Source organism: Bradyrhizobium sp. NAS80.1 (assembly GCF_001908205.1).
Classification (GTDB): Bacteria; Pseudomonadota; Alphaproteobacteria; order Rhizobiales; family Xanthobacteraceae; genus Bradyrhizobium.
This window is the reverse complement of record NZ_LGHL01000009.1, coordinates 17247-43075: the sequence shown is the minus strand read 5'-3', so window position 1 is coordinate 43075 and position 25829 is coordinate 17247. Positions and strand designations below refer to the sequence as shown.

The 25829-nt window shown below is 61.2% G+C and carries 29 protein-coding genes and 4 pseudogenes; 10 read left to right on the top strand and 23 right to left on the bottom strand.

Going from position 1 to position 25829, the window contains the following annotated elements; translation table 11 throughout:
* Positions 1–69: 69 nt before the first annotated feature.
* From AC629_RS49720 to AC629_RS02725, 3 genes and pseudogenes are all read right to left on the bottom strand, one after another.
* Entirely contained in the window at positions 70–357 is a 288-nt protein-coding gene (locus AC629_RS49720; RefSeq protein ID WP_168195371.1) for a hypothetical protein, read from the bottom strand.
* A 37-nt stretch (positions 358–394) separates the two neighbouring features.
* Positions 395–699 (bottom strand): annotated as a pseudogene (locus tag AC629_RS48260) (hypothetical protein).
* 89 nt (positions 700–788) lie between these two features.
* On the bottom strand, positions 789–1241 hold the full coding sequence (locus AC629_RS02725; protein WP_084803239.1) for an Hsp20 family protein: 453 nt from the start codon (positions 1239–1241) through the stop codon (positions 789–791).
* 555 nt (positions 1242–1796) lie between these two features.
* Between AC629_RS02725 and AC629_RS02715 the strand changes: the two are divergent.
* Positions 1797–2323 (top strand): annotated as a pseudogene (locus tag AC629_RS02715) (antirestriction protein ArdA).
* 86 nt (positions 2324–2409) lie between these two features.
* Here AC629_RS02715 and AC629_RS02710 read toward each other — a convergent pair.
* Positions 2410–3303 (bottom strand): LysR family transcriptional regulator, encoded by an 894-nt coding sequence (locus tag AC629_RS02710; protein WP_084803237.1) that lies wholly within the window; start codon positions 3301–3303, stop codon positions 2410–2412.
* Positions 3304–3404: 101 nt separating this feature from the next.
* Between AC629_RS02710 and AC629_RS02705 the strand changes: the two genes are divergently transcribed.
* The 4 genes from AC629_RS02705 to AC629_RS50405 all read left to right on the top strand — a co-directional run bounded on the left by AC629_RS02705 (position 3405) and on the right by AC629_RS50405 (position 6386).
* Positions 3405–4661 (top strand): MFS transporter, encoded by a 1257-nt coding sequence (locus AC629_RS02705; protein WP_084803236.1) that lies wholly within the window; start codon positions 3405–3407, stop codon positions 4659–4661.
* 220 nt (positions 4662–4881) lie between these two features.
* Positions 4882–5088: a transcriptional regulator domain-containing protein gene (locus tag AC629_RS48250; RefSeq protein WP_245331687.1), complete on the top strand. Its 207-nt coding sequence runs from the start codon at positions 4882–4884 to the stop codon at positions 5086–5088.
* Between the two features lie 141 nt (positions 5089–5229).
* Complete coding sequence (locus AC629_RS50090) at positions 5230–5649, top strand: DNA -binding domain-containing protein (RefSeq protein WP_349531051.1); 420 nt, start codon at positions 5230–5232, stop codon at positions 5647–5649.
* A 50-nt stretch (positions 5650–5699) separates the two neighbouring features.
* Positions 5700–6386, top strand: coding sequence for a LysR substrate-binding domain-containing protein (locus tag AC629_RS50405; RefSeq protein WP_143198860.1), 687 nt, complete (start codon positions 5700–5702; stop codon positions 6384–6386).
* A 323-nt stretch (positions 6387–6709) separates the two neighbouring features.
* Here the strand turns inward: AC629_RS50405 and AC629_RS02685 are convergent, their stop codons facing one another.
* From AC629_RS02685 to AC629_RS02670, 4 genes are read right to left on the bottom strand one after another with little or no spacing between them, the layout of a single operon-like run.
* Positions 6710–8113 carry an FAD-binding oxidoreductase gene (locus AC629_RS02685; protein WP_210418991.1) on the bottom strand — a complete coding sequence of 468 codons (1404 nt, stop codon included), beginning with the start codon at positions 8111–8113 and terminating at the stop codon, positions 6710–6712.
* Positions 8110–8526, bottom strand: a complete 417-nt coding sequence (locus AC629_RS02680; RefSeq protein ID WP_084803233.1) for a PaaI family thioesterase — start codon at positions 8524–8526, stop codon at positions 8110–8112. The genes AC629_RS02685 and AC629_RS02680 overlap by 4 nt, the downstream gene beginning before the upstream one ends.
* Before the next feature lie 11 nt (positions 8527–8537).
* Positions 8538–9770 carry a CaiB/BaiF CoA transferase family protein gene (locus AC629_RS02675; RefSeq protein WP_084803231.1) on the bottom strand — a complete coding sequence of 411 codons (1233 nt, stop codon included), beginning with the start codon at positions 9768–9770 and terminating at the stop codon, positions 8538–8540.
* Positions 9757–10458: a haloacid dehalogenase type II gene (locus tag AC629_RS02670; RefSeq protein WP_084803229.1), complete on the bottom strand. Its 702-nt coding sequence runs from the start codon at positions 10456–10458 to the stop codon at positions 9757–9759. The genes AC629_RS02675 and AC629_RS02670 overlap by 14 nt, the downstream gene beginning before the upstream one ends.
* 117 nt (positions 10459–10575) lie before the next feature.
* On the opposite strand from AC629_RS02670, the gene AC629_RS02665 reads away from it, so the two are divergent.
* A complete protein-coding gene (locus AC629_RS02665) occupies positions 10576–11478 on the top strand; it encodes a LysR family transcriptional regulator (RefSeq protein ID WP_084803254.1) in 903 nt (300 codons plus the stop codon).
* A gap of 1 nt (position 11479) precedes the next feature.
* Here AC629_RS02665 and AC629_RS02660 read toward each other — a convergent pair whose 3' ends face one another.
* Entirely contained in the window at positions 11480–12883 is a 1404-nt protein-coding gene (locus AC629_RS02660) for an MFS transporter (RefSeq protein ID WP_245331685.1), read from the bottom strand.
* Positions 12884–13139: 256 nt separating this feature from the next.
* On the opposite strand from AC629_RS02660, the gene AC629_RS44800 reads away from it, so the two are divergent.
* Positions 13140–13307, top strand: coding sequence for a hypothetical protein (locus tag AC629_RS44800; protein ID WP_210418990.1), 168 nt, complete (start codon positions 13140–13142; stop codon positions 13305–13307).
* Between the two features lie 352 nt (positions 13308–13659).
* On the opposite strand, the gene AC629_RS02655 is transcribed toward AC629_RS44800, so the two are convergent.
* From AC629_RS02655 to AC629_RS02640, 4 genes and pseudogenes are all read right to left on the bottom strand, one after another.
* Positions 13660–14652, bottom strand: coding sequence for a TAXI family TRAP transporter solute-binding subunit (locus tag AC629_RS02655; RefSeq protein ID WP_084803228.1), 993 nt, complete (start codon positions 14650–14652; stop codon positions 13660–13662).
* Positions 14653–14688: 36 nt separating this feature from the next.
* Positions 14689–15372: a (2Fe-2S)-binding protein gene (locus AC629_RS50400; RefSeq protein ID WP_502692999.1), complete on the bottom strand. Its 684-nt coding sequence runs from the start codon at positions 15370–15372 to the stop codon at positions 14689–14691.
* 407 nt (positions 15373–15779) lie between these two features.
* Positions 15780–16106 (bottom strand): annotated as a pseudogene (locus tag AC629_RS02645) (DUF2341 domain-containing protein); the annotation flags it as partial.
* A 107-nt stretch (positions 16107–16213) separates the two neighbouring features.
* Positions 16214–17880, bottom strand: a pseudogene (locus AC629_RS02640) (ShlB/FhaC/HecB family hemolysin secretion/activation protein).
* 399 nt (positions 17881–18279) lie between these two features.
* Here AC629_RS02640 and AC629_RS50395 point away from each other — a divergent pair.
* Positions 18280–18663, top strand: a complete 384-nt coding sequence (locus AC629_RS50395) for a short-chain fatty acyl-CoA regulator family protein (RefSeq protein ID WP_084803222.1) — start codon at positions 18280–18282, stop codon at positions 18661–18663.
* A 348-nt stretch (positions 18664–19011) separates the two neighbouring features.
* On the opposite strand, the gene AC629_RS02630 is transcribed toward AC629_RS50395, so the two are convergent.
* On the bottom strand, positions 19012–19743 hold the full coding sequence (locus AC629_RS02630; protein ID WP_084803220.1) for a zinc-dependent alcohol dehydrogenase family protein: 732 nt from the start codon (positions 19741–19743) through the stop codon (positions 19012–19014).
* On the bottom strand, positions 19740–20021 hold the full coding sequence (locus tag AC629_RS02625) for an alcohol dehydrogenase catalytic domain-containing protein (protein WP_084803218.1): 282 nt from the start codon (positions 20019–20021) through the stop codon (positions 19740–19742). The genes AC629_RS02630 and AC629_RS02625 overlap by 4 nt, the downstream gene beginning before the upstream one ends.
* Positions 20022–20150: 129 nt before the next feature.
* On the opposite strand from AC629_RS02625, the gene AC629_RS02620 reads away from it, so the two are divergent.
* A complete protein-coding gene (locus tag AC629_RS02620; protein WP_168195375.1) occupies positions 20151–21038 on the top strand; it encodes a LysR family transcriptional regulator in 888 nt (295 codons plus the stop codon).
* A 112-nt stretch (positions 21039–21150) separates the two neighbouring features.
* Here the strand turns inward: AC629_RS02620 and AC629_RS02615 are convergent, their stop codons facing one another.
* From AC629_RS02615 to AC629_RS46455, 5 genes are all read right to left on the bottom strand, one after another.
* Complete coding sequence (locus AC629_RS02615) at positions 21151–21873, bottom strand: SDR family NAD(P)-dependent oxidoreductase (protein WP_283845347.1); 723 nt, start codon at positions 21871–21873, stop codon at positions 21151–21153.
* Positions 21848–22165: a hypothetical protein gene (locus AC629_RS48230; protein WP_143198859.1), complete on the bottom strand. Its 318-nt coding sequence runs from the start codon at positions 22163–22165 to the stop codon at positions 21848–21850. Before AC629_RS48230 ends, AC629_RS02615 begins: the two co-directional genes overlap by 26 nt.
* 37 nt (positions 22166–22202) lie before the next feature.
* The gene (locus AC629_RS02605; RefSeq protein WP_084803213.1) at positions 22203–22652 is read right to left on the bottom strand and encodes a DUF302 domain-containing protein; all 450 of its coding nucleotides are present in this window, start codon (positions 22650–22652) and stop codon (positions 22203–22205) included.
* Positions 22649–22999, bottom strand: coding sequence for a carboxymuconolactone decarboxylase family protein (locus AC629_RS02600; protein ID WP_084803250.1), 351 nt, complete (start codon positions 22997–22999; stop codon positions 22649–22651). Before AC629_RS02600 ends, AC629_RS02605 begins: the two co-directional genes overlap by 4 nt.
* Positions 23000–23143: 144 nt before the next feature.
* Positions 23144–23320, bottom strand: coding sequence for a hypothetical protein (locus AC629_RS46455; RefSeq protein WP_168195374.1), 177 nt, complete (start codon positions 23318–23320; stop codon positions 23144–23146).
* Between the two features lie 205 nt (positions 23321–23525).
* On the opposite strand from AC629_RS46455, the gene AC629_RS44795 reads away from it, so the two are divergent.
* A complete protein-coding gene (locus AC629_RS44795) occupies positions 23526–23951 on the top strand; it encodes a hypothetical protein (RefSeq protein WP_143198858.1) in 426 nt (141 codons plus the stop codon).
* A gap of 13 nt (positions 23952–23964) precedes the next feature.
* Here AC629_RS44795 and AC629_RS44790 read toward each other — a convergent pair whose 3' ends face one another.
* The 3 genes from AC629_RS44790 to AC629_RS02585 all read right to left on the bottom strand — a co-directional run bounded on the left by AC629_RS44790 (position 23965) and on the right by AC629_RS02585 (position 25791).
* The gene (locus tag AC629_RS44790) at positions 23965–24384 is read right to left on the bottom strand and encodes a hypothetical protein (RefSeq protein ID WP_143198857.1); all 420 of its coding nucleotides are present in this window, start codon (positions 24382–24384) and stop codon (positions 23965–23967) included.
* A gap of 98 nt (positions 24385–24482) precedes the next feature.
* Positions 24483–25433, bottom strand: a complete 951-nt coding sequence (locus AC629_RS02590) for a LysR family transcriptional regulator (protein WP_084803211.1) — start codon at positions 25431–25433, stop codon at positions 24483–24485.
* Positions 25411–25791 carry a 5-carboxymethyl-2-hydroxymuconate Delta-isomerase gene (locus tag AC629_RS02585; protein WP_084803210.1) on the bottom strand — a complete coding sequence of 127 codons (381 nt, stop codon included), beginning with the start codon at positions 25789–25791 and terminating at the stop codon, positions 25411–25413. The genes AC629_RS02590 and AC629_RS02585 overlap by 23 nt, the downstream gene beginning before the upstream one ends.
* Positions 25792–25829: the final 38 nt, after the last annotated feature.

Genomic DNA, 25829 nt, shown 5'->3' with positions numbered 1-25829 from the left:
CGCCGGCAATCGACGATGTCGCCCCGGAACCCTCGCATTCTACCTGACCAAACTTGCACGATTGGGTGGCTATCTGGCCAGGGCCGGCGATCCGCCACCCGGAAATATTGCCATCTGGCGTGGCCTTTCCAGATTAACCGATATCGAACTCGGCGCCGAAATCGGAGCGGCTGGAAATGTGGGTAATTGAAAGTCGGCAACCAGGGCATCGAGCGCGGTCTGCTCGTCGGCCATCCGCTTCTCGATGAACTCGCGCTCGAGGCCGGACAATTCCGTTCGAAGCAGTCCTCGATAACGGTGGATGTTGTTGCGGTGGGTACGGATACGGGCCAAGTTCGCTTCGAACATCGTTTCCATCCTGACGCTCTTTGTGATTCTTTTGGATTACTCTCTTTCAAGCCGCCGCACGCCGCTCGGTCGAGCGCAGCCGCATGGGCTTGCCGCCAGGGGGTGGCCGGGGGCCGCCATGCAGCGCGCACAGCGCCTCAAGGATATCGTCAATGGTGACCGGCGCCCGCAGCGAGGGGCACGACGCAATGGCCGACGCATCAGAGGCCCACGAAGCCAGGATGGCCCGCTTCTCGCCGAGGTTCAGGCCGGTATGTGAGACCACGTCCCGCGGGTGTTCGAATTTGGTGCCGGATGAAGTAGGTACTCAAAATCGAATACATTGTCGTCGATGGCGGTCGTCGGCCGCATGGATGCCTCCATTTCAAAGACGATTTGAGGGAAGGCCGCGCGGGAAATCCCGCGCGGCCGAGATCAACCCTGTCCGCCGGCTCCGATAATCAGGCGGCCTTGGCTTCGATCTGCGTCACGTTGCTCGGGGCGGCGCCGTTGATCTCGATGCGGCGCGGCTTCATCGCCTCGGGGATCTCACGCACCAGATCGATGGCGAGCAGGCCGTTCTCGAAGCGGGCGCCCTTGACCTCGACGTGGTCGGCCAGCGTGAACTGACGCTTGAAGTTGCGAGCCGAGATGCCGCGATGCAGGAAGGTCTTGCCTTCTTTCTCGGCCTTCTGGCCTTCGAGCGTCAGGACGTTGTGCTCGACCGTCAGCGCGACCTCGTCCGGCGTGAAGCCGGCGAGCGCCACGGAGATCTGAAAGCGGTTCTCGTCGAGACGTTCGATGTTGTAGGGGGGATAGGTCTCTTCGGCGGTTCGCTGGACCTCGTCGAGAACGTCGAACAGGCGGTCGAACCCGATGGTCGACCTCCAGAGGGGAGTCCAATCATACCTCATATCCAAGTCCTCCTAAGAGCAAGATGGGTACGAGCGGGCTCCGGACACCGTCCGGCGCCCGACTCAAGTCGCGGGACCCCGAAGGCGTCCCGGCCGCCGCAATGGCGACGTCGAAAAAATTTGGAAGATCGAAAAAAGTTTCAAGACCCCGACGCGATTTTTTTTGGCAGGAAATCGCGACGGTTAATCCGGTCTTGCCGGCCTACTCCCGCGCGCGACGCATTGCCGCCGTCAGCCGCTCCTTCTCGCTCTCCCATCGGGCGTCCTCGGCCTCGACCCGCTTCTCAATCGCAGCCCCTTTTCGCCTCAAGAGATTCCGCCCGCTCTTCGTGCTCCTTCCGCGCCTTGTCGAGCGCCGCCTGCGCTCTTGCGATCGCTGTTTCGCGCTTGGCGCGCTCGTTCTCTCTCGTCGCCTCTTCCCTGCGACGCTCCCCTCCATTTATTCCACGGTGCCAAAGAGTTGTCTGGCACCTTGCTACCCCGGTCTCGCCGACGGGCAAGGGTTCAAGAGCGGCGCTTCGCTGCTCTGAACTCCAAACCCGAAGGAATAGAGACATGACCAGCGCAGCCGACAGCAATCCCCGCATCTATGTTGCCTGCCTTGCCGCTTACAATAACGGCTATCTGCATGGTGCCTGGATCGACGCGGATCAGGACGCCGACGAAATCAGGGACGAGATTTCCGCCATGCTCGCGCGTTCGCCGATCAAGGGTGCAGAAGAATATGCCATCCATGACTATGAGGGCTTTGAAGGCGTCACTATCAGGGAATTTGCCAGCATCGAGAGTGTGGCGCGGATGGGTGCTTTCATTGCCGCGCACGGCGCACTAGGCGCGGGCTTGCTGGAGCAGTTTGTCGGCGACATCGACCAAGCCGAAACCGCTCTGCAAGACTGCTATCACGGACAGCACGCCAGCCTTGCCGACTACATGGAGAAACTGACCGCCGAGAGCGTCACAATCCCGAAGCCTTGCGCTATTATATTGATTGGGAGGCAATGGCGCGTGACGCCGAGATGAACGGCGAGTTCTTCACGATAGAGATCGCGCACAATGAAGTGCACGTTTTTTCCAGCCGATAAGACTTGAGGTGCTTTGCCTGCGTCGCGGGCAAAGCAGCGTTGGCTTCTCAGCGACGAGGCGATAGCAGTCATCGGCCTGCGAACTGTTAAATCCGTTCGCCCGCCAGTCGACGTGCGAGCATCTCGACAAAGAGACGGGTCCGGGCCGGAGTCCCGACGCTGTTCGGCCAGACGGCGCTCACTTGAATTGGCGGCGGCTCGTATTCGGGGAGCAGAATTTCAAGCCGGCCTGCGTCAATGTCCGGGCGTACCTGCCACAACGGGGCGAGCCCGATCCCCGCACCATAGAGCACTGCCGCGTTCGCGGCGGCGGCGTCGTTGCAGCGCAGGCTACCCTTTACGGCCGTCCGAGTAACCGCGCCATCCCTCGTCAAAGGCCAAGCGTCGCCCTCAGGCCCGAAGGTGCGAACGACGCAGAGATGCGCCGAGAGGTCATCGGGCTTGCGTGGATACCCATGGCGCGAAACATAGGTTGGCGCCGCAACGACGACCCGGCGAAGCTGCCCGACCTTCCTCGACTTAAGACTTGCAGCGCCGAGATTCCCAATCCTGATCGCGACGTCGAGCCGATCTTCGATCAAGTCCGACTGGGCGTCCGTTAACGCAAGCTCGATCTCGACATCTGGAAACTTATGCAGAAACGCGACGACGGACGGCACGACGAAATTCGGGGCGAACAGCACGGAAGCTCCGATCCTGAAAAGGCCGGTCACCCGCGCGGTTTCTCGCCTCGCTTCGGCGCGAGCGTCGGCAATGTCCTTCAGTGCTGATCGGAGCCGTTCGTGGAGCGCGAGGCCGGCTGGAGTTGGATTTAGCCGCCGCGTCGTCCGGCGAACGAGTTCGACGCCGAGTTCTCCCTCCAGCGTTGCGAGCGCCCGGCTAACCGACTGAAGGGATCGATTGAGACGCTTCGCGGCGGCGGTCAGGCTACCGCGATCGATGGTTTCGACGAACGCCTCATATTGCTCAAGGGTGGCCATATTCTCACGTTTGTAGGAATAATTAATCAATCAAATCGCGGATTATCACTATCAGAGGATTAATGCAAAATCGGGACTAAACGCCTGACCAAGGACGCCCGATGTCATCCATATCCAGAACAAACCCCAGCCCAGCCGGGTTAGATAAAACAACAGAGATATCCGGCACACTCACATTGCTTTTCGCGATAGCAGTGGGCGTCGTTGTCCTCAGCCTTTACTCGTCTCAGCCCCTCGTCGGGCTTATCGGCCCATCGTTTGGTCTGAACGCAAGTGAGGCAAGCCTCGTCACCACGCTCACCTTGCTGGGTTATGCGAGCGGCCTGTTCCTGCTTGTGCCGCTGACGGACCTCGTCGAGAACCGCATGGTCATCGTCGCCACGCTCGCGGTTGACGTCATTGCACTTGCGGCCGTCGCTTGCGCTCCGACAACCTCGCTCTTCCTCATCGCGTGCTACGTCACCGGCTTAACGACGAGCGCGATTCAGATGCTGGTCCCCGTCGCAGCGCAATTGAGTGCCGAGGCGCGGCGAGGTCGTGTCGTCGGAAATGTGATGAGCGGCTTGATGCTCGGCATCTTGCTCTCCCGTCCCGCCGCCAGCCTCGTCGCCGAGTTTGCTGGGTGGAGATGGTTCTACGGAGTGCTGGCGGTGATCGTGGCGATGCTCGCACTGGTGTTGATGTTCGTGATTCCCAAGCGATCCCCGCAAACCTCTACGACCTATTTTCGCCTGATCGGTTCGATGTGGACCATTCTTAGCGAAGAGCCGGTCCTACAGCGCCGTGCGCTTTACCAGGCGCTGTGCATGGGCGCTTTCGGCGTCTTCTGGACTTCGGTCGCCTTGCGCCTCTCGGCTCCTCCCTTCTCGCTCGATCAAACCGGAATCGCGCTGTTTGCTTTGGCGGGGGCCGCCGGCGCAATCATTGCGCCGATCGCAGGCCGCGCGGGCGATCGCGGCTGGACCAAGGGGGCGACGCGCCTTGCCCATCTGGCAGTGATCGGCTCCATGGCCCTGGCTGGAATCGGCGGGCATGAGCTGGCTCCGGGGGCATCCGCTGTGTCCGCTAACGTCGCACTGGCGATCCTCGTGGCGGCGGCAGTGCTGCTCGATCTCGGCGTCATCGGCGACCAGACCCTCGGTCGACGTGCCATCAATCTCCTGCGGTCGGAGGCCCGAGGGCGCGTAAACGGCTTGTTCACAGGCCTTTTCTTTCTTGGCGCGGCCGCAGGTTCAGCGGTGTCGGGCTTGGCCTGGGTGTATTCCGGCTGGTCAGGCGTCTGCGCGGTCGGTGCCGTGTTCGGCGCAACGGCCCTGGTTGTTTCGCTGACAGAGCGGGCGGTGCCCGAGAGTGCCTGATCAGGCCATGATCTTCGAACCGGAGCTAGCCGCCAAGCAAGTCGCAACTGCGGTTTCACGCAGGGCTCCACTAAGCTCGCCCAATCTCGGGAGCACCGTGAAGAAAATAGACATAAGTGTGCGTCTAGCGCGAACAACGTTTATAGATGGCAGTTTCAGAAACTCTCTGGCCGGGCGTTGCCTCGCGCGCCCGAGTCGAGAGGTGCGCCAATGCTAAGCATTGATTGGCGCGCGCCGGGCGCTTACGGGCACGCAAAGAGCATTCCCCCCCGCCGGTTTCGCTTGGGAGTATCTTCGTCGCCATGAAGACTATCATCACGACTTCCAGATAATTTCCCGCGTGAAGAAGCCGGCGGCGAACCAACTGGAGACATTCTCCCAACGATGGGGTTTGCGATTTCCCGTGCGATCCCGAAACCCTCGCTGACCGACAATCCCTGCTCTGGATACCAAGCCTCCAGCCGCAAGCAGTTCTCCTGTCCCCGGTGCAGCATCCCGAGGGGACAGCAGAGCCTAACGTGACGCTGGCGCATCTGTCCGGCCTCGACCTCCGGCACGCGGCGGACGGATGGCATGGTATTTGGCATGTCGATGGCGTAACGCATCAATTCTGGCTGCCCCAGGCCAAGTGCCCGACGCGGCAGCCTTCTACGCCGTATCCCTTCCGATGGATTTCTTCATGGAGCTTCGCGCCCATGCCGCTCGCCGTCTCTGGCGATCCCTCAACGGGCGAGCGCCTGGCCCGGACTTCCGCACCATGCCGACGCAGCTTCGCCGGTTTCACATCCTGTCGCCGAGAAGGAACGAGAGCGGATCGCACAGCGCACCAGGGAAGCCCTCACCGCCGCCAAAGCTCGCGGACAAAAGCTCAGCGACTACGAAATTTGGAACGCGCGCAAGGCTGAGGCTGAAGAGCCCGCGCAACATCTTCGCCCTATCATCGAACCGCTTCGCACCCTTCCGGCCAAGCGCATTTCAATCATTCTAAACGACCGAGGGATTGCACCCCCGCGTGCCGGCAAGGGGCGAGCCGCTCCCGTGATTCGACTGCTCAACCGGCTCAGCTCGCGCCTATCTGGCGATGCGTGCCAAATCGGTCGATCGCAATCGGCCGTCAGCCAACAAATCCGTAAGCTCGAAGAGCAAATAGGCGAGCCCCTGTTCCGTAAGCACGGTCGAGGTCTCGCGCTCACCAACGCGGGCGATGTCGTCGTCGCCTATGCTCGCCGCATTCTGGATCTGAATGATGAGATGGTGTTGGCGGCACGCGGCCGCGCCATCGAAGGCGTCGTTCGGTTTGGACTTCCCGCGGACTTTGCCGAAGCGTGGCTGCCAACCGTTTTGGGGCGCTTCAAACGCAGCCATCCATCCGTCCATATAGAGGTCGTCGTCGATCGCAATCGGCGGCTCCTGGATCGCCTGGACAATGGAGAATTGGATCTTGTACTCGCGCTCAACAACGCCTCCCGTAGCGATTCAGAAGCGGTGGCGTCTCTTCCACTCGTATGGATAGGACCTACCACTGACACCGATGTCTGGCGAGGCGGAGAACCAATCCCACTCGCCATGTATGGTAGTCCAACGGCTGTGCGCAGAGTGACACCTAGACCCGCTTCGACCGCTGCCCATAGACCTCGCAAGCTCGAACTACTGAACGCGATGCGCCAGGAAAGACCGGCCTGGTCCGCCTCGGTCGCGATGTCTTTCTTCGGCAATCGAGCCTGACCAGGACAAGCGACTTCGACCGACTTAGAGAAATCCGCTGTCCGACGCTGATCGTTGCCGGGGAGCAAGACCATATTCGGAGCCTCGATGAAGGCATCGAGCTGAATATTGGCATTCAAAACTCGAAACTCGAAATTATCGAGGCGTCCGGCCACATGATTCCGATGGAGCAGCCGTCGGCACTGGCGTCGCTGATCAAGTGCTGGCTTTATCGCACGCTTGCGTCGCCCGGACCGGGGGTCGAATCCGGCGTCGCGCACTTCGAGTTTTACTGTCGTGAAGAGAATAGACTGCTTACATCGCCGCACCTCTGCGCGTCCGCTTCACGATGGTCGGAAGACCGTGCCGGGATTAAACGAGCCGTCCTCGTCGAGCGCGGCCTTGATCCGGCGCATGAGATCGAGCTCGATTGGGTCTCGCTTGGCCTCGAGCATGTCGACTTTTGCCCGACCGATGCCGTGCTCGGCCGAAAACGTTCCGCCCAGGGAGAGCACGATATCGTAGATCGCCTGGCTTATCTGCTTGCCCTGCTCCGCGGCTCGTTCGGCGCCGAGCGTGGCCGGCAGAACGACGTTCAGGTGGATGTTGCCGTCGCCGACGTGCCCGAACGGAACGACCGTGGCTTCGGGAAAGTCGGATTCGATGACGGCGCGGCTTCGGCGCAGCAGTTCGGGCACCCGCGGCACGGGCACTGCGACGTCGTGCTTGAAGTCGCGCCCCGCCTTCTTCTGGATCTCGGTCTGATCATCACGCAGGCGCCAGATCTGCTTCTGCTGTTCGCCGCTCTGCGCAAGCGCGGCATCGACGATGGTGCCGTCCTCGAGCCTTTCGGCGAGGAACGCTTCGAGCACGTCCTTCAGACCAGCGTCCGGACGGCTCGAGGTCAGTTCAACGAGGACGTAGTGGTCCGCCACCCCGACTGGCGCGCGCAGCCCTTCGCGCTTCGCCAGCTCGACGCATGAGTTCGAGATGTACTCGATGGCCCGCACGTTCCCCTCCGCGGCCGCGCGCAGCTTCATCCAGAAATCCAGCACCTGATCTTCGCTCTCGATCGCGCAGAAGGCGACCTCGCGGCCGACCGATAAGGGCGCGAGCTTCATCGCCGCACCAGTGATGATGCCGAGCGTTCCTTCCGAACCGGCGAAGAGGTATTTTAGGGCGTAGCCCGTGTTATCCTTCCGCAACGTACGCAGACCATTCCAGATACGCCCGTCGGGTAGCACGACCTCCATTCCGAGCAGCAGATCTCTCGCGCTTCCGTATCGAACGGCCGAGATGCCGCCTGCGTTCGTCGCAAGCGCGCCACCGAGCGTGGCGGTTCCTTCCGAGGCGAAGGACAAGGGAAACAGTGCGCCCGCTTCGGCCGCAGCTGTCTGAAGCTCGGCTATGGTCGCGCCCGCCTCCGCGACGATGGACATGTCAACGGGGTCGACCGTCCGGATCTTCCTCATGGCGCCGGTGCTGATCACGATCTGGAGGCCGATGTCATCCGGCGTCGCGCCACCGACAAGCCCGGTGTTGCCGCCTTGAGGAACGATGCTGACGCCAGCTTCTCGGCAGATCCTGACACTCTGCGAGAGCAGGTTTGCCGATCTGGGGCGCAGGACGCAGGCCGCGCTCCCACGAAGCAGACCACGCCAATCCCATAGATATCCGTCCGTCACCGCCGGATCGGTGATACAATCGGAGCCGAGCAGATTCCGGAGCTTGGAGACGACGTCGTTCACAGTTGCTTCCATGTGGAGGTCGCGTGCGCAATGGTCTCTCCGGAACCGTCCATCGACGACGACTGCAGGAAGAAGGTCTTGCGTCCCTTTTTCAGAAAGCTCGCGCGACATGTGACCAAGCCGCTGCGGACTGGAGCGAAATACTGAACCTTCATCTCGAGCGTTGCACCGGCGCCGAACTGATGCTTCAGGAGGTGCCCCATCGAAATGTCGAGGGCGGTCGCCAGCACGCCGCCGTGAAGCGATCCCTGCGGATTGAACATGTAAGGTTTCACGTCGAGGGAGACGATGCAGGAGTCGGCTTCGTAAGAGACCGTCATGACGAAGAAACGCGACAGAAAGAACGATCCAAATTCGCGGCGGCCGTCGCCCATGGCCGCCTCGACAAGCTCCCGAACCTGCGCCTCGTCCATTCGTTCTGCTCCTATTCAGCCGACTGCTTCAGCGCGGGATCACCGAACGCGCCTTTGGAGGCCAGGTCCAGCACGTCCTTCCGCGTCCACCCGAGCCAGTTCTCGAAAACCTCGATGGTGTGCTCGCCCAGGGTCGGCGGCGGCGTGGACGGAGCGGGAGGCTTGTCGTCGAAACGCAGCGGCCGGGCAATGAACTTGACTTCGCCGGCGACCCTGTGCGTCACGGTCTGGACCATGCCGCGCTGGACGAGCTGCGGCGCTTCGCAGACCTCGCCGACCGTCCTGATCGCACCGCACGGAATGCCGGCGCTGCCGAACACCTGAAGCCAACGATCGCGCGGCTCGGTCTTGAATATCGGGCCAAGCATCCCCGCGAGCACCGCGCGGTTGGCCGCCCGTTTGGGCGCGGTATCGAACTGGGTATCGGCCTCAAGGTCCTTGCGACCGATGGCGCCGCAGAACAGCGACCAGAACTTGTCGTTTGCCACGCCGAGGTTGAACCAGCCATCGCTCGCCTCGAAAGTCTCGTACGGACTGATGGTGGGATGCACGTTGCCTCGACGCTTCGGACTTTCTCCGGACGCGAAGTACATGCCGGCGTTGAACGTCAGCAGCGAGGCCATGGCGTCCAGCATGGAGACGTCCACGCGTCCGCCGACGCCGCTCCTCTCGCGCTTCATGAGCGCGGCCAGTACCGCCTGCGACGCGTAGAGGCCGGTGACCAGATCGGCGATGGAAGTGCCAACCTTCATGGGTGGGCCGTCAGGATCCCCGGTAATGTCCATGACGCCGGACTCCCCCTGCAGGATCAGGTCGTAGCCGGGCCGGCTCGCGTCCGGACCGGTCCGGCCGAATCCGGAGATGCTGCACTGGATGAGCTTGGGATTGTGGGCGCTCAAGGCTGCGTAGGACAGACCCCACTTGTCGAGCGTGCCCGGCCTGAAGTTGTCGATCACGATGTCGGCTGCCTTGGTGAGCGCGACCACCGCGTCGCGCCCGGCCGGAGACTTCAGATCGATCGCGCAGCTTCGCTTGTTGCGGTTGACCGACAGAAAGTACGAGCTCTCCCCATTGACGAAAGGAGGACCGTATCGGCGGCTTTCGTCGCCGATGCGAGGGTCTTCGATTTTCACGACGTCCGCCCCAAGGTCGCCGAGATGCATCGTGGCGAATGGGCCAGAGACGACGCGGCAGAGGTCAAGGACCTTGATGCCAGAGAGAGCTTCCGTACTAGACGATCGCATCCGCCAGATCCTTCATTGTGGGGACGGTGATGTCGGGCTTGTGTGGCGTCTCTTCGAACGGCCGATCGCGGCGATTGATCATCGCACTACGCATGCCGGCCGACTTCGCTCCGATGACGTCGAAAGCGTGGTTGGCGACGAAGAGGACCTGATCCATTTTGAGGCCGAGGATTTCGGCGGCCTTCGTGTAGGTCGCGACGTGTGGTTTGAAGGAGTCCGCTTCGGCGACGGAGATCACGTTGTCGAACGGGATCTTGTGATACTTCTTGGCCGTCTCGAGCATGTCGCGGTCGCCGTTGGAAAGCACGACCAGCTTGTACCTGGTCTGCAGCTTCGCCAGTGCCGCCGGCACCTCCGGGAAGCATTCGAGCTTCTCGATCTCGCCGACCAGGTACTTCACCTCGTCCTTCGTATACTTGATGCCCGACCGGTCCATAACCTGGGAGACCGCGCGGTGACCGATCTCGCGATACGGTGTGTGCTCGCGGTGGAGCAGCGCATCGATCATCGAGTTCTCGAAGTGGGTGCGGCGCCACCAGGTGACGAAGGAGTTCGGATTGCCAGTCCAGCCCTTTTCCTTGAGGAACGGCGTCGCAATCTTCACTAGACCGCCCTGCATGTCCACGACCGTACCATACTGGTCGAACATGCAGACTTTGACTTCCTTCTTGATGTCTTCGTAGCTCATGGAGTGCTTCCTTAGATTCTCATTTGGCGGATCATTGGTAGGTCAGAACCAATCATCTAGAAAATGGATTTGGCTTCTTGTGTTATTTGCCATATCAATATTCTATTGGAGGAAGCCGTGAATCTTCGATCGGTCGATTTGAACCTGCTTGTTGCACTCGACGCTCTTCTCTCCGAGCGCCACGTCACCAAGGCATCTGACAAGGTCGGGCTGAGCCAGCCCGCTATGAGCAATGCGCTCAGTCGTCTTCGAGGCATGTTCGCCGACGAACTCCTCGTACGCACCGCCACCGGTATGAAGCCCACTCCGCGCGCTCTTGAACTCGTCGATCCGCTCCGCCAACTTTTGCGCCAAGTCGAGAGAGTCCTGGAGAGCGACAGTGGCTTCGATGCGGCTACCACCCAGCGAACCTTTACTGTCCGGATGTCGGATATTCTTGCTTGCTTGCTGCTGCCGCAGTTGGTTGCGCGCGGCCGGACCTCGCCAGGGATTGGATTCAACGTTCTCCACCTGCCGCCCGGTCAAACCGTCGACGCGCTGGAGAGGGACGAAATCGACCTTGCCGTGAGTATGGGTCTGGACCATTCGAACGCGATCCGCTCCGAAAAGCTGCTGCTCGATCGCATGGTCTGCATCATGCGGAGCGGCCATCCGATCGCGAAGAAGGCCATCGCGTTCGAAGACTTCATCTCACAGGAGCACATGAAGGTGTCCATGAGCCCCACCGACCTTCGCTTCGTCGACGACGTCCTCGGTGAATTGGGTCATCAGCGGAAGATCGTTTTGAATGTACCGCATTGGCTGGTTGTTCCTCACGTACTCAAGCAGACCGATCTGTTGGCCGTGATGCCCGGACACCTCGCTGCCACCCTGATGGACGCCGAGCTCCGAATGTTCGACGTTCCCTTCAAATCGAAGCCGTTCTCCTGGATGATGTACTGGCATCGACGTTATGATCAGAGCAACGCAAACCGCTGGCTTCGGGAGCACATCCGGCAAGTTTGCGCCGCCTTGGACTAAGTTACGTGCCCGCGTGGACGATCGGGCGCTCGCTTCTTCTCGTGGCTTGGACGTCGCCGGTGTTCGCGACATCTTCCAAGGCGCGGCCCTTGGTCTCGAAGCCGAACACCAGGAAGATCAGCGCTTGGAAGACCAGGATTCCCGCGAGCGTGCCCAGCACGCCGAGCAGCCCCTGCCATGCGAAGATCGCGACGACCGCGAACTGCACCAGCGCTGTGGCGATGCGCCCAGCCGTCGCGCAGATCGCCGTGCCACGGAGGCGGTAGCGGGTCGGGAACAGTTCAGGAACGTGCATCGCGAAGCCCGTTGCGAGCATGACGTAGATCGCCGACACTAGACAGAACCCGACCAGAACGACAGGCGCGCCATCGGGCATGAATGGGTAGGCGACGCCGAATGCCGCGGCTGCCAGCGACGATCCGATGATCGATGCCTTGCGCCCCACGATGTCCGCAAGCACCAAGCCGATGAGCGAGCCGACGGGACCGCCAAGCGACATCAGAGTCGCGTACCCGAGCGAGGACACGACGCTGTGCCCGCCCTTGATGAGGAACGTCGGCAACCAGCCGATGAAGCCGTAGAGGCTGAAGCCGACCACGATGTGAAGCAAGCAACCGAGCAAGGTTCGCCCGAGGTACGGCGGCTCGAGCAGTTTCCAGATCGTGCCGGCCGGCTGCTCGACATGTACTGTGATCTGGACCGGCGGCAGGAGTCCCTTACGGGCGGCTTCGGCCTCGATATTCTGTAGGATCTTCTCGGCTTCAGCGCTTCGCCCCTGCGCGGCGAGCCAACGAGGGGACTCTGGCATGTTTTTGCGTAGGACCCAGACGATCATCGCCAGAATACCGACGAGAGCGAACATATATCGCCAACCGAGATTTGGGATGACCCATAGACCGACCATCGAAGAGACGAACAGCGAGAAGTTGGTAATGACAGCCAGCAAGCCGATCCATCGCCCTCGCGACGAAGCCGGGACAAACTCCGTCAAGGTCGCATAACCGACCACGATCTCGGCGCCGAGTCCAATTCCGATCACGAACCGGCACGCAATCAGAACGACCATGTTGGGGGCTAACGCAGCCGCGATGGAGGCGAGGCCGAAGATTGCGAGGTTCACCTGATAGGTGAAACGCCGCCCGAAACGATCTCCCAAGATGCCGGAGAACCACGCGCCCAAGGTCATGCCGATGAACGTGGCAGAGACGAACGTCGCGTTGAGTTGGAGAGTTGACCACCCCTCCTTCAGCACGGCGCCAAGCACGCCACCGGCCAGATAGATATCAAAGGCGTCGAGGAACATCCCGGCGCCGATGAGCGCAAGAATGCGCCAATGGAAGCCGCATATCGGCAGGCGGTCCAGCCGCCCACCTGCATTTATGTTCGTCGCCTGAATGGTAGCCAAGCCCATCTGCATTTCATTCCCCGTCGCGCATAGGCGTTCATTTTCTGCGACGGACAATGAGCTGCCGGGTTTGAGCAAATCCAATCGATTTACGGAATTGCGCTATTCAGGGTCCTTATGCGACAGGATCGGCTGCGCGTGAGCTCGGCCCAGCAATCGGCCGGGTTCAAATAAACGACGCACTCTCGATCGGCATGAGTCGCACCAAGCTCGTATTCAAAGTTTTTTGCCGATCGCATACCACTTGCAAATACCGATGGGCTCACGTTTCGCGACCGGGGGCACCGCAGTGGTTCGCCTGGCGATTGCCGGCGCGAGCGTGACGCAAATCGCGGCCGCTAGCGATTATTCGTTGAAGGACGCCGTGGCCATTCTCGATGCGCTTGGTCGCGACATTCAGCTCGATCGGCTGCAGTTGCGATGATCACCTAGCTTCACTGGCTGGATGGATCGACCGGGGCTTGTTTTTCCGGGCGCGAAGATCCCGGTCCGCGGCCGCTGTACAACAAACCCACGCGACACCAGACCGGAGCGGTGCAGTGCTTGCTGCATGGCGCTGATTCTCCCCCAATCAAAGCGCCCAACATCCCCCAACTGCATCAAAAGTGGGTCAGAGCCAATTTTGGACGCCGATCCCCTGCCGCGCGTTCGGCATATACCGGCGGTTCCCAAGTCGACTATCTGGTAGCCCTCTTAAGGAAAGCCGACGCGGCCCACGCCCGATTGGTTTGGCCTGACCGCGTAACCTTGCGAGCGCCGTCGAGATCTCGGCCGACCTATTTCATGTAACCGAGTTCGCGGTAAGCCCGCGCAGCACCCGGGTGAAGGGGCACGGGCAAGTTCTGCCAGGCTTTGGCAGGATCGAACCCCGCCAAACTTGCATTGATCGATGCGAGCTCCGCGCGATGCTTGAGCAGGGCCTTGGTCACTCTATAGGCCTCATCTTCGGAGACATCGGCTGAGATCATGAAGATCGTTTCCATGAATGTCGTCTCGACATCGCTAGACTGAAGCTTCGGGTATGTTCCGTTCGGAATAACACCGCGCCCGTAGCCATAGGTTGTAGCGAGCGAAGTCATCAAGTCTGCGGGCATTGCCGTCAGAGCTATCTCGCGCGGACCATTACCAATGTCGGTGATGACGCTGGCGGGTTTGGTGGTAGCACCAAACAGATAGTCGACTTTACCCTCCTTGAGAGCAGCTGCGATTTGGTCGTAGTTGCCGAACACAATGGCGCCGCCGTCACGCTCGATGCGGTCATAGGACGTCCCGTAGAAGGCGAGCACTCGTTGAAAGGTCAGCTCGTCGGAGGTGTCCTTCGGAGGAATCGCGATACGAAAGCCTCGGCCAGTGATCGCAGCCCTCAGGTCCGGATTGGCCGTGGCGGCCCTCAAAAGGTGGAATGGCAACGGAGACCAGCCTGCACCCAATGTGTTGATCTTCGTCATGGGCGTATCCTCATAAGGTGCTTTTCCTGCGTAGGCGGCCGCGACGAGGAAGTCGATGCTCATACCGATCTGACCACGGCCGGCTTGGATGTGGAGAGGATTCTCCTTGCCGCCGCCTGCGGCTACTTTCAGGTCAAGGCTGGGATCATCGCGGTTGACGAGTGCCGTGAGTCCCTCCGCCATTGCGTACCAACCACCTCCTTGAGGACCCGCAAGCCACTTCATGGCGCTCGCTCCACTGCTAAGAACACTGATCGAGATAAATACCGCAGCGGCTGCATACCTGGCCACGGAGCGAACCGGACTCTTCAAAAGACGCATCTCCTGATCCTTTCGGTGGAAAATGATTGAACTGCGTTACGATGGCGCCGACGTCGTAACAGCGCCACCATCAGCCGACTCCAGAATCTCAGCGCCTGACAGACCTGGTGGCAGGTCGCGTACGACCGAGCGAATTGCGTCTTCGCTTGTCGGATAGCTCGCGATTTGACCAAGCGTTATCGGCTTGATGGGTGGTCGAATGTGATAGTACCCGATCGCATCGGGTGTGCTTCCCGTCGCGTCAGTCATGATTTCGGTGACCGTGAGACCGCACAGGCGTCCCTGACATGGACCCATGCCGCATCTGAGGAAGGCTTTCGCCTGATTGGGGCCTGGACAACCGAGCCGGACAACATTGCGCAGCGCGCCAGCCGTAATCTCTTCACATCGACATATCAGGATGTCGTCGTCTGGAACGCGGTGCGATGCTCGCGGACGGTGCAGCAGATCCAAAAACGCACGTCCTCTGCTCCAGTGTCGCAAAGTGCGACGGTGGGGGCGCGCGCGGCGGTCGCAAGTGTCCGAGGTAATGGCACCAAGCTTCGCCACGGCTCCCAGCGCTGCGATCCGTCCACAGGATTCCGCGGCTCGAGCACCACGGATCCCCGCGCCGTCGCCGGCGATGCTGATGCCGGCGACATTGCTCTCGAACCAGTCATCGAGTTTGGGATGGAAGCACGCCTGGTCGTCATCCCAGCTATGGAGACAACCGGCTGCCATTGCCGCGTTGACATTCGGGACGACACCCTGATGCACCAACAGCCACTCTGCTTCAATCTGACCGCCACTGCCGTCTTCACGTCGGTAAGCAACTTCCCGAAAAGCCACTGCACCGGTGGCCTCAAGCTGTTCGACGCGCCGAATAATCGGCACGCGTCGAATCACTTCTGCCAACAACGCGGCACCTTTGCCGAAATAGGGTAAGGCCAGGAATTCTGGAGCGTGACGGATCGCTCTCAGCCAATTGTTACGGGGTGTTGTATCGAGGATGGCCTCGATCGTGGCTCCGGCACGCAGGTATTGAGCCGCCAGTAGCCACAATAAGGGACCCGTCCCGGCAAGAACCACTTTGCCCGGCAAATGAACACCAGTGCTTTTGAGGAGGGTCTGAGCCGCTCCGACTGTCAGGACCCCCGGTAGAGCCAGATCTCGGTCTTCGCGCCCGGCTGCACGTTCGACACCGCGACCCACACCAGCCCTTCGTTGAGCAGCGGGTCGAATTTCTCGATGTGGTATTTCAGGGGCGTCTTGTCGTCGCCGGCGACAAAGCGCAGATCGCTGCCGTCCTCCTTCGCGGAGGTGAAGCGGAAGTTGCCGGTGTGCAGCCGGATCAGGACCGGCGTCGTGCCGATCGGATCGGTGATGTTGGCCCCGGTCGCGCTCGCATCGAGCGTGATCTTCTTGCGCATCGACCAGTCGTCGTTCCACCAGGCCTTCGCCGGCGACGGAAGCATGGCCGCGACGGCAACAAGCCCGAACAGCAGAGCCGAGACCACCTTCGTGGCTGCCAACTGACGTTTGATCTGGCGCGATGCGCGCATGTAACCCCACCCCATTGTCATCAGAATTCACCCCAGAACCGGAAATTAACGTGCGGATCGCGCCCCTGCGTGTAAGCCTGGCTGATCATCGGTACCGAGTAAGCGACCATGCCGTTGACGTAGTTGAAGACCTTGAAGCGAGTGCCGACGCCGTAGCTCCATAGATCGAACTGCGACTGCTGTTCCGGCAGCGGCTTCAGCACGGTGGCGTGGCCCGCATCGGCGAAGGCAAAGAACCGCCATTCGTTGAAGGTGGTGAAGCGCGGCGTTCCCTGCCCGGTTTCATCCTTCAACTGGCTTTGCAGCATCTGGCCGACATTGGGCGTGCGCAGTTCGATGTTGCCGACCACGCCGTTGTCGCCGAGCACTTCGGATTTGAGATAGCCGCGCACCGTGTCGAGACCGCCGACGCTGAACTGCTCGCTCGAGACCAGGGGCCCGTCCGCGACCTGCCCCTGCACCTTGCCCCAAAGCTGGAAGCCTTGCGGCAGTTCCTGGGTGTGCGCGACATCCGCGTTGAAATGCGTGAAGGACGGCGAGGCAGAGTAGCGCTTGGCGTCGAACGCCTCCCAGTCGCTGCTCCCCGGCCTCACATTGTAGGTGACCGAAGCGTTGAACTGCGTCGTCGACTTCTCGCCCTGGAACGTCCCGCCGTAGCTGGCGACCAGCGGGTAATAGGTCACGGGCGAGGAGAACGCGCCCGATCCGAGCGTCACCGTTTGCCCGAAATGCTTGTAGTCGAGCCCAGCCGACAGCGTGTGGAAGACGTTCTCGCGCGGCGGCAGCGTCATCACCGCGCGCGCGCCGACGATCTCGCCGGGCCCGACGATGTTGGTCCCGCCGACGGTCGCCACATTGCTGTCGGACTTCACGCCATAGGCGAGAACGCTCAGCCACTCGACGTTCGGGATGCGCGCCAGGTACGACGCAGAAAACACCTCGGCATCTGAAGGCCGCGCTCCGGCGCCACCTGAAAGGTGAAGCTGAAAGAATGTCCCTCCTGCCAGAGATTGTCGTAGTGCACGGTCCCAACAAAGCGTGTCGGCGTCGTGCTCGGCGACTGCCGGTTGTTGATCTCCGCGCTGGCATGGATCGGCGCGGTGTCCTCGACATTGAGATCGACGTCGACCGTGCCCGGAGTCACGCCAGCCCGCAGCGCCGGCGTCACGCGCCGATCCGGCCACTGGTTCAGCGCGACGATATCTTTCGTCACGTCATTGAAGTTCGGGATCGCCCCCTCTTTCAGGGAGCCTGCGCGATCCTTGACCTTGTCAAGGTCGAAGTAGCGCGAGTTTTTCACCCGCAGACGTCCGACCTTCAACTCGGTGACCTTCAGCGTGATGACCTTGCGCTGCGCGTTCTGCTCGGGCACCGAGACGCTGACGGTCTGAAATCCCTTGTCGTGATAGGCCTTTTCGAGCGCCGCCCTCGCCTTCTCAACATCATCGGCCGTCTTGTTCGGTCCGAGGAAGGGATAGATCGCTTCTTCGATCTCGATTTGGGGCAACTTGTCGGCGCCCTGCACAGCAAAGTCGTCGATGTCGAATCGCTGGGCTGGTGCTTGCTTCTGTGCGGACGCAGTCGACGCTGCGTTTTCGGGCCGTGCGGGCTTGGCCGCACTTGACGAGTTGGCCGTATCAGACGGCCTTGTAGCAGCGCCTGCTTCTGCCATGGCAGAAGACGACATTCCCACGCCGCCCAGCAGCGCACCAAGCGATACGCTCAGGCAAAGCACTCCCCTGCTCGCGGATTTGAATCCGCAAGTGATTTCACCCCGACGATGTCCCACGAACGCTCCGTACGCCTCCGAATGATTCGAGCATTAGGGCCGCGACAAATCCGCAAATCCTAACGCGCGATTAAGAGACAACCGGCCGGCACAAAATCGGCAATTCTTTTTGGACCATTTGGAGCCTTGTCTGCCGCGGCAGCTGGTAACGTCAGCGTTAAGAGCAACACGACGACGAGCAGTGCAATTAAAACTGACCTTCACCAGATGCGCAGCCTTGGTTTGCGTTCAGGGTCAGAGGGGACCAAGAACACCCGATGGCCGTCGGATTGCTAGAAGCCGAGCAATCCTTGCCCAATTTGGCACCGCTCGTTTTCCCAACCGGGCCAGATTTTGGTTCAACTCGCTGCCACGCCCGATGGCACGACTTACCTCTGCATCGCGCGGACGGTTAGTCCTTCCGCAGGCTCGTATCTCATCCGCTCGCGCGAAGTCGCCGTCGGCTTGGGGGGCGAGATCACACATGCCAGCCAGAGGTCTAATAAAGGGCATCGATCTGGCTGCGGATCCGATCGGCCCAGGTTGTCGTGCGAACGTACCGATTGTCGCGATCGCGCGCTTCCACCGATCGGACATCCGTTGGACGTTGGCACAGCCGAACGGGGCCCGTGCCCTTATCGAATGGAAAGCAAGACGCTTGAGCACGATGCGCTTCAAAGCAAAAACAAAAATCGGGAATGAGTTCTGGCGCCATCCGCGCGCTCACTTCCCCCCAAAGCTCTCAGGCACCCAGGTTAGATCGTCAGGATGCACTAATGCCAGATCTAAATCTTGCCGCAGTCAACGCAAAATCGAGCGCATCCTACGTGGGGAGAACCGCCAGGAGACCCGGGAAAGTGACGAAGTTGCTACAAGCTGTGTCTTGGCCAAGGCCAACAAGAACCTTACTCAGAGGATCTGGATACCCAGACCGCCGCGGGATTGGGTGCGGGATGTCGAGAATTCCGCGGCCAAGCATATTTCGACGAATGTGAGCACGATTATAGTAGTTCGGCGAGAACCTCGCCCCCGCCAGGTCCCCTCCAGTTCTCAAAAGGTCAGGACGATCTTCCCGAAGTGCTCTCCTGCATGCAATCGACGGAACGCAGCGGTTGCATTTGTCCATTCGAAGGTGCTGTCGATGACCGGCCTTTGAGAACTCCTGCCCATGGCATGCAGAAGACTCTCGAGCGCCAAGCGCGAACCAACCGAAATGCCATGGACTACGGCCTGCTTGCGGAAAACGTCGAGCGGATTGATTCCGCCTTCCGAGCTCCCCAGATAGCCGATTGCGCTGATCCGTCCTCCGGAACGGATCGCCTTGAGCGATTGCGCGAAGCTACCGGGTCCGCCCAACTCAAGAATGTGGTCGACACCGCGTCCATCTGTCAGCGCCAAGACAGCTTCGGACCATTCGGGCGTCGTGCGATAATTCACGCCAGCGAAGGCGCCTAGCGCCTTCGCGCGTTCGAGCTTGTTGTCGTTGCTAGAGGTCACGATGACGTGCGCCCCAGCCATGATTGCGACCTGAAGCCCAAAGAGAGCAACACCTCCGGTTCCTTGAACAAGAACCACGTCGCCCGGCTTGATCCCACCAAAAGTGACAAGCGCCTGCCATGCGGTTGATCCCGCGCAGGGAGCTGCTGCCGCCTCCACGTCCGACAACGAGTCCGGAATCTTCACCAACCGCTGTTCGTCGAGCGTGATTTCTTCCTGCAGTAAACCGTCAACAGGCCCCCCCCAAGGGATCTCCGACCTGCGAAATATCGAAGCGACCATCATTCCATCCCCCCCCAGAACGCCGAGCTGACACGATCGCCTCGCTTGAAACGCGTTACGTCTGGTCCAATTTCAATGACCTCGCCAACCCCGTCGGAAAGCGGCACCAAGGGCAACGTGTAGGGTATAGCGAAACTTCCAGTAATAATTTCCAGATCGCGGTAATTCAGGCTGGCGGCACGCATTCGAATGCGGACCTCGCGTCGGCGCGGAGTGGCGGGAGCACGTTCAATCGCCGACAGCCCGTCAATGCCGTGCCTTTGAATGACAATCGCCTTCATACTGTCAGTTTTCCGTCTTGTTTGGTGGCGACGCCGCGGGAGGCGCCAGATTGATCGCCCACTGCTTTTAGAAATTGCCTCGGCGTACGCAAATGCATAATATTTATAAACATCATGCTGGAAATTAATATGATCAGCGAATTGAAGGCCTTTGTTCTCCTGGCCGATACAGGGTCGATACAGCGTTCAGCCGAGCGGCTTCGATTGACCCAACCAGCAGTGACACGGCAAATCCAGCGACTGGAGAGCATGCTCGACGCGGATCTTCTTGACCGACGCGTGAAACCCCCGACGATGACGCCGGCCGGCCTCGTTGTCGTCGACCGCGCGCGTGCGATCCTAGCGTCAATCGATGAGTTGAGACAGCAGGTCGCCGCGGACGCCGAACCTTCAGGGCCGTTTCGTCTTGGTGTATCACATTCCATCGCTGATGCTGGCCTTGCGGATATCTTGGAGGCGTTGCGCCAACGCTATCACCGGCTTGAGCTAAGGCTGATAAGCGGATGGATGCCGGAACTTCTTCAGAAAGTTAAAGAAGGCGCACTAGATGCCGCAATCCTGCTCGCAGCGGGCGACGACGCCCGCGTTCCGCTGCCGAATGGGCAGGCAGTAGCCAAAGAAAACATCATGATCGTCGCGCCCAGAGGACTGGCACTGTCTCGCCAGCCGAGTCTGAAGCAACTCTCGGAGTTCGGCTGGGTCCTAACGCCGGATGCGTCGTGCGGGGCGCGCCGCGCGCTGCGGGCATCGATCGAGCGTCAAGGCGGGCAGTTCAGGCTCGCCGCGGAAGTGCAGGACATCGAACTTCAAGTATCGCTCATCAGCAAAGGCATCGGCATCGGCATTCTACCGCGCAGAAAGATCACGCCGCAGCATAAGCGCAGGATCAGGATCGTTCCCATTCGCAATGTCGCGCTTGAAATGGCGGTGTGGGTAGTTCAGTCTCCATTCGTCGCGAACAAGCGCAAGTGCATCGAATTCCTCGCCGATGAGTGTGGCAAGTACTATCGCTCGTGATCTTCCACGTTTGACTCACGGCATCTGCCCCCGCCCTCACCTTCATTGTACCTTGCTGCATCTCGGGTCGCGCGAGCTCGGGCGTGTACTCATTATGCGGCTGGCCGACTCCTCACCTCCCAACAGCAATTGCGGCCCCGCCGTCGCCCCGCTCGTCGCGGGCCGCGCGGTCCTCGCCGGACCGGAACGAGAGCGGGGTGTCTGTCGCACCGGGGCTGATCCCGCTGATCCGCACACCGTCGGCGATGTACTCGCGGGCGGCATTGCGGGTCAGGACGCTCACGGCCGCCTTGGAGGCCGCGTAGGCGGACATACCGGGCCGGCGTCCGTGGAACCCGATGTTCGAGGAGCAGTTGACGATCGTCCCGCCGCCGTTGGCTCGCATGTGGGCGATCTCGTACTTCATCGCAAGCCAGATGCCGGTGGTGTTGACGGCGAAGACGTTCGACCAGACCTCGTCCTCCGGCTCGGCGGTGGGGGCCGGCCTGCCTACGGTGCCCGCGTTATTGAACGCGACGTGCAGGCCGTCGTGGCGCTCCACGATGGTCGCGACGAGCTGCCGGACGTCGGCGGAGCTGGTGACGTCCGCCTGAACGAAGTCGCCGCGGCCGCCCGCCGCCTCGATGTCCTTGACGGTCGCGCGAGCGGCTCGACCCGCCGACCCGCGACGACCACGGTGGCACCCTCCCCGGCGAACCGCAACGCGGCCTCGCGGCCGATGTTGCTGCCGCCGCCGGTGACGAGGACGATCCGGTTCGAGAAGCGCTCGGTCATGTGCGTGCCTTTCGGGTTGCGATGGTGTCGGCCGCTCATGCGGCCGCGGTGCGTGTTGAATTACCTGGTCTTCCCGGCCAGCACGGCCAAACCCCGAGCAGTGCGCTGGCGAGGAACACGACCCAGGCCGTGACCAGGGCGAAGGAGAACCCGGAGGCGGTGGCCGAGGTGCTGCCGCCCAGGTGCGGGGCGCCGGACACCGCGACCGTGACGAGCACGGCCAGTCTGACGGTCGGTCCGATCTCCATGCAGGTGTTGACGACCGCGCCGGCCATTCCGGAATCCGCCTCGTCAACGTCGGAGACGGCGCCGACCGTGACCGTTTGCGCAGCGGCGTTCACCCCGCTTGGCAACGCGAAAGATTGGAGGATATGCTTCCGCGCCCTATTATCATGCACTCACGATCGGACTCAGCCGCGCAGATATGTCCCGGTAAATCGATGAAAACTCGCCAGCCAGCTCTTCCACCTTCTGGCCCCCATACCGGCCGAGCGATGCTTCGGGGATAGGCCAGCGCACCACTGTCCGCCCACCTTCTTCCATAACCACGATCTTGAGAGGTGCCTCGGCCACAGCCGCCGGGTTCGCCTCCAAGAGGCGCACCATGTAACGAGGATGGAAGAACAGGATCTGCCTCAGGCGGCCGACTTCATACCCGCTGCGTGCAAGCAACGCTGTCGTATCGATCTCATGAACCACCCAGAGATCGCCGTCGGAGATCGCGGCGCGGATTTCCGCGATGACAGCATCGAAGCTCAGACCAGTGACGATCGCACATTGAAAAGCGTAATCACTCCCCGCTTCGCCATAGCGCACCTGGACAATGGGTTTGTTGGTCATTTGACGTCTCCGGCAGCTTTGGCTGCCACGGCATCTAGCGCACGTGCCGAATAAACTAGAGCCGCTCCGGCGTTCAGCGCTACCGCGACGCCCAGCGCTTCGGAAATCTCTTCCGGGGTAGCGCCCTGCTTCAACGCTGCTTCGGCGTGCACCACGATGCAACCATCGCAGCGGCTCGTTATCGCCACGGCAAGTGCGATCAGTTCCCTGACCTTCAGCCCAAGAACCGAAGAGGTCTCGCCGGCGGCACCGAGCATTTTGTAACCTCTGACGGTGTCGGGGGAGAGCTTCCCCATTTCGCCGATACGCCCGAGCAACGTCTGGTGGTAGCTGTTCCAATCGATCATCATGGCAAACCTTCCTAGTGTGCGTTTCACACAAGAAAGCAAGAAGCGCGATTGCAGAGAATTCCCTATTTGCGTTGAGTGGTCATGCGTTCTTGAACTCGCCTTGAGACCGGGGAGCACGCACGCCGGGACTCGGGCCCGGCGTCACGGCCGAGTGATTTGGGCGTCGCCGTACCTGCCGCTGATGCGGCCATTCGTGGCAAAATCCCGCATCATCCGGAAATAGCCGTCCGCGTAACGCGCGGAGGCTCGCTCACCCGCCAGCGACTGTTCGAACATCGTCATACCATGCTCGGCGCCCGGATAGAGTGCCAGCATCAAGGGGCGGCCATCCTGGATAAGCGACTCGATGCGACGCGACGTCTCCGCGCTCGGCGCTTCGTAATCTCGCCGCCGAGCACCCATAATTGGGGTGTCCTGTTGGCGCGGAGGGCCGGCATGGGATCGTAATGAAAAGGCGTCCCCCAGTCGAAGTCCGAAGCAGCTTTTCTTCTGGACGCGGCAAGAAGATGTAGGTGAAATTGCCGTGGACGTCCTTGCACCAGGGCTCGCCCCGATATTTCGCCCGCACGGCATCGAGCTGGGCAAACCCGTCCCTGAAGCCGCTTGCGAAAACAGCTTCGGCGGCTCGCGCGACCTTGAGCGCTTTCGAGATCTCCGCATCGGAATACCCCTTATCGCGCATCTCCTTCTCTACTTGCTGCTGATCCTCTTCGACCACACTCACCGCGAGCTCGAAGGAGACGATCACGAAATCGACGGGCGCCTTGTTGGCGGCGATCGGCAGGATCCAGCCGGCTTGGCTGCCGCCCTGATACCCGACCCGTCCGACTCGCCCCCCGGCCAGGCGCCGCGCTTCACGCATGGCGGCGACGGCGTCATCGGCCAGGAGCGTAGACAAAGGCGCCGATACCCTGGGCAGGCAGGAGGCACTGCAGAAAATAGTAGGTGAGGCTGAATCGCGTTCAGCGCCATGCACGAGAATGACGATGGGGACCTTTTTTCTTCCCCTTGGGCATGACGAGGCGCCCTTCGAGCGAGGTGCCGTGACTTTCGAATTTCGTATCCATGGTGTCGAACGTCAGGCGGCGGCCATGTTCTCCGTCGAAATCGGTGGCTCCGCTGTCGCAATCGGAAAGCGACACTTTTTTCCCGTCGGCGCGGCCGGTCCAACCAAAGCTGCTGGACCAGCCTGCGCCACCGGTCCGGCGCAATCCGTCCGTCGTGCCGTCGAAACGGCGCCAGCGCAGCGTGTCCCCATCCGACGGCGCGATATCGACGATGCTTCCGTCAGCGAGGCGATAGGCGCCGACAAGGCACGCCGGCGCATCCTCGGCGCCAACGCCGGCGATCGGTGACGCAAGCGCCGCGAGCAGGGTTATCAAGCGGCGAAAATGGCCTGATAGTTGCCATCATGTCAGGAGCACCTTTCCACGTGTGGGACCAGCGCGCGAAAGCGAAAAGCGCGGTTGCAGGGAATTCCCTATTTGCGTTGAGCGGCCATGCGTTTCTGGATGTGCGTTACCAACAGTTTCGACGTCGCCTCGACACGCGGCAGCGCGCGCATGTCGACATGGACGCCCATCCAGAGCTCTCGCTCCGGAACCGGGATGTCTAGGCGAGACAGTGCCGGAATGGCATCGCCAAGCATGTGCGGCAGGCAGGCAAGGCCCAGCCCGGCGGAAGCGGCGCTCGCTTGTGCTTCCCGGCTGTCCGTGCGCAGGGCGATCCTGGCCGCATGGGCTGTCTCCGTCAGCCATGCGAGATCGGCGACAGGACCGGCGTCGCCTTGCATCGCGATGACGAAATGCCCGGCAAATCCATTTTGGCTTGAGGGAATGCCATGCGATTCGAGATAGCCAGGCGCGGCATACAAACCAAAACCGATCCGGCCGAGGCGCTGCGCAATCACCTCCTGATGCTCGAAACGCCTGAGGCGGAAGGCGATATCGGCGTCGCGCCGGACAAGATTGGCAGCCCGCGCATCGCCGGCGAGTTCCAGCGAAATATCGGGGTGAACAGCCGATATCTCCGCGCATGAAGGCGCGAGCACGTGCGCGCAGAACCATTCCGGCGCGGTAATGCTGACGATGCCGGACGGCCCGGCATCCCGGCCGCTCGCCTTGCGTTCGACCGCGAGGATCTCGCCTTCGATGCGCTCGAGCCCGGATAGAAGGGTGCGTCCGATTTCCGTCAGTTCCGCGCTGCTTGGCGTGCGATGAAACAGTCTGGCTCCGAGACGCGATTCCAACGCGGCGACGCGCCGCCCGACGGTAGGCTGTGTCGTGTGCAGTGCACGAGCGGCCGCGGAGAGCGACCCTTCTCTCGCGACCGCCAGCACAAACTTCAAATCGTCCCAATCCGTCATGAAGCGCCCGGCGAACCGAAAGAAGTGCTGATCGAGGCGCGTTTCAACGAGGCGTAGTCCCGGCAACTCTCTCGCCAAAGTTCAGGGAAGCCCGGTTGCTGTAGGTTTCCACCCGAAAATCCCGCACGTCCGCCGAGACGAAATGGACGTCGGGAAGCAGCCCGCACAGCGCACGCACCACCGCCTCGGAAAGCATCTTCTTCTCGCGATCCGAGCGCCCGCTGAGAAGGCCGATCGTCACATGGATATAGTCGTCCTTCCGGCCGCCGACCATGTCATGACGGTAAACCGTCAACCTCGACTTCACGTCGCCGGGCGTGAAAAGCCCGGTCGCATCCGCGGCGTCGTGAACGGCTTTGACCAGGTTATCCAGATCCGCTTTCGCCTCGATGGAGGCCGAGCACTCGATTACGCAATGGGGCATTTCGTGTTTCCTCGATCCTAGGACCTGCGCGTGGCGAT

Coding starts and splice junctions, on each gene's coding strand:
- AC629_RS49720 (WP_168195371.1), bottom strand. CDS start 357: ATGGAAACGATGTTCGAAGCGAACTTGGCCCGTATCCGTACCCACCGC.
- AC629_RS02725 (WP_084803239.1), bottom strand. CDS start 1,241: ATGAGGTATGATTGGACTCCCCTCTGGAGGTCGACCATCGGGTTCGAC.
- AC629_RS02710 (WP_084803237.1), bottom strand. CDS start 3,303: ATGGCCACCCTTGAGCAATATGAGGCGTTCGTCGAAACCATCGATCGC.
- AC629_RS02705 (WP_084803236.1), top strand. CDS start 3,405: ATGTCATCCATATCCAGAACAAACCCCAGCCCAGCCGGGTTAGATAAA.
- AC629_RS50090 (WP_349531051.1), top strand. CDS start 5,230: ATGGCATGGTATTTGGCATGTCGATGGCGTAACGCATCAATTCTGGCT.
- AC629_RS02680 (WP_084803233.1), bottom strand. CDS start 8,526: ATGGACGAGGCGCAGGTTCGGGAGCTTGTCGAGGCGGCCATGGGCGAC.
- AC629_RS02675 (WP_084803231.1), bottom strand. CDS start 9,770: ATGCGATCGTCTAGTACGGAAGCTCTCTCTGGCATCAAGGTCCTTGAC.
- AC629_RS02670 (WP_084803229.1), bottom strand. CDS start 10,458: ATGAGCTACGAAGACATCAAGAAGGAAGTCAAAGTCTGCATGTTCGAC.
- AC629_RS44800 (WP_210418990.1), top strand. CDS start 13,140: ATGGGCTCACGTTTCGCGACCGGGGGCACCGCAGTGGTTCGCCTGGCG.
- AC629_RS02655 (WP_084803228.1), bottom strand. CDS start 14,652: ATGCGTCTTTTGAAGAGTCCGGTTCGCTCCGTGGCCAGGTATGCAGCC.
- AC629_RS50400 (WP_502692999.1), bottom strand. CDS start 15,372: ATGGCAGCCGGTTGTCTCCATAGCTGGGATGACGACCAGGCGTGCTTC.
- AC629_RS02630 (WP_084803220.1), bottom strand. CDS start 19,743: ATGATGGTCGCTTCGATATTTCGCAGGTCGGAGATCCCTTGGGGGGGG.
- AC629_RS02625 (WP_084803218.1), bottom strand. CDS start 20,021: ATGAAGGCGATTGTCATTCAAAGGCACGGCATTGACGGGCTGTCGGCG.
- AC629_RS02620 (WP_168195375.1), top strand. CDS start 20,151: ATGATCAGCGAATTGAAGGCCTTTGTTCTCCTGGCCGATACAGGGTCG.
- AC629_RS02605 (WP_084803213.1), bottom strand. CDS start 22,652: ATGACCAACAAACCCATTGTCCAGGTGCGCTATGGCGAAGCGGGGAGT.
- AC629_RS02600 (WP_084803250.1), bottom strand. CDS start 22,999: ATGATCGATTGGAACAGCTACCACCAGACGTTGCTCGGGCGTATCGGC.
- AC629_RS02585 (WP_084803210.1), bottom strand. CDS start 25,791: ATGCCCCATTGCGTAATCGAGTGCTCGGCCTCCATCGAGGCGAAAGCG.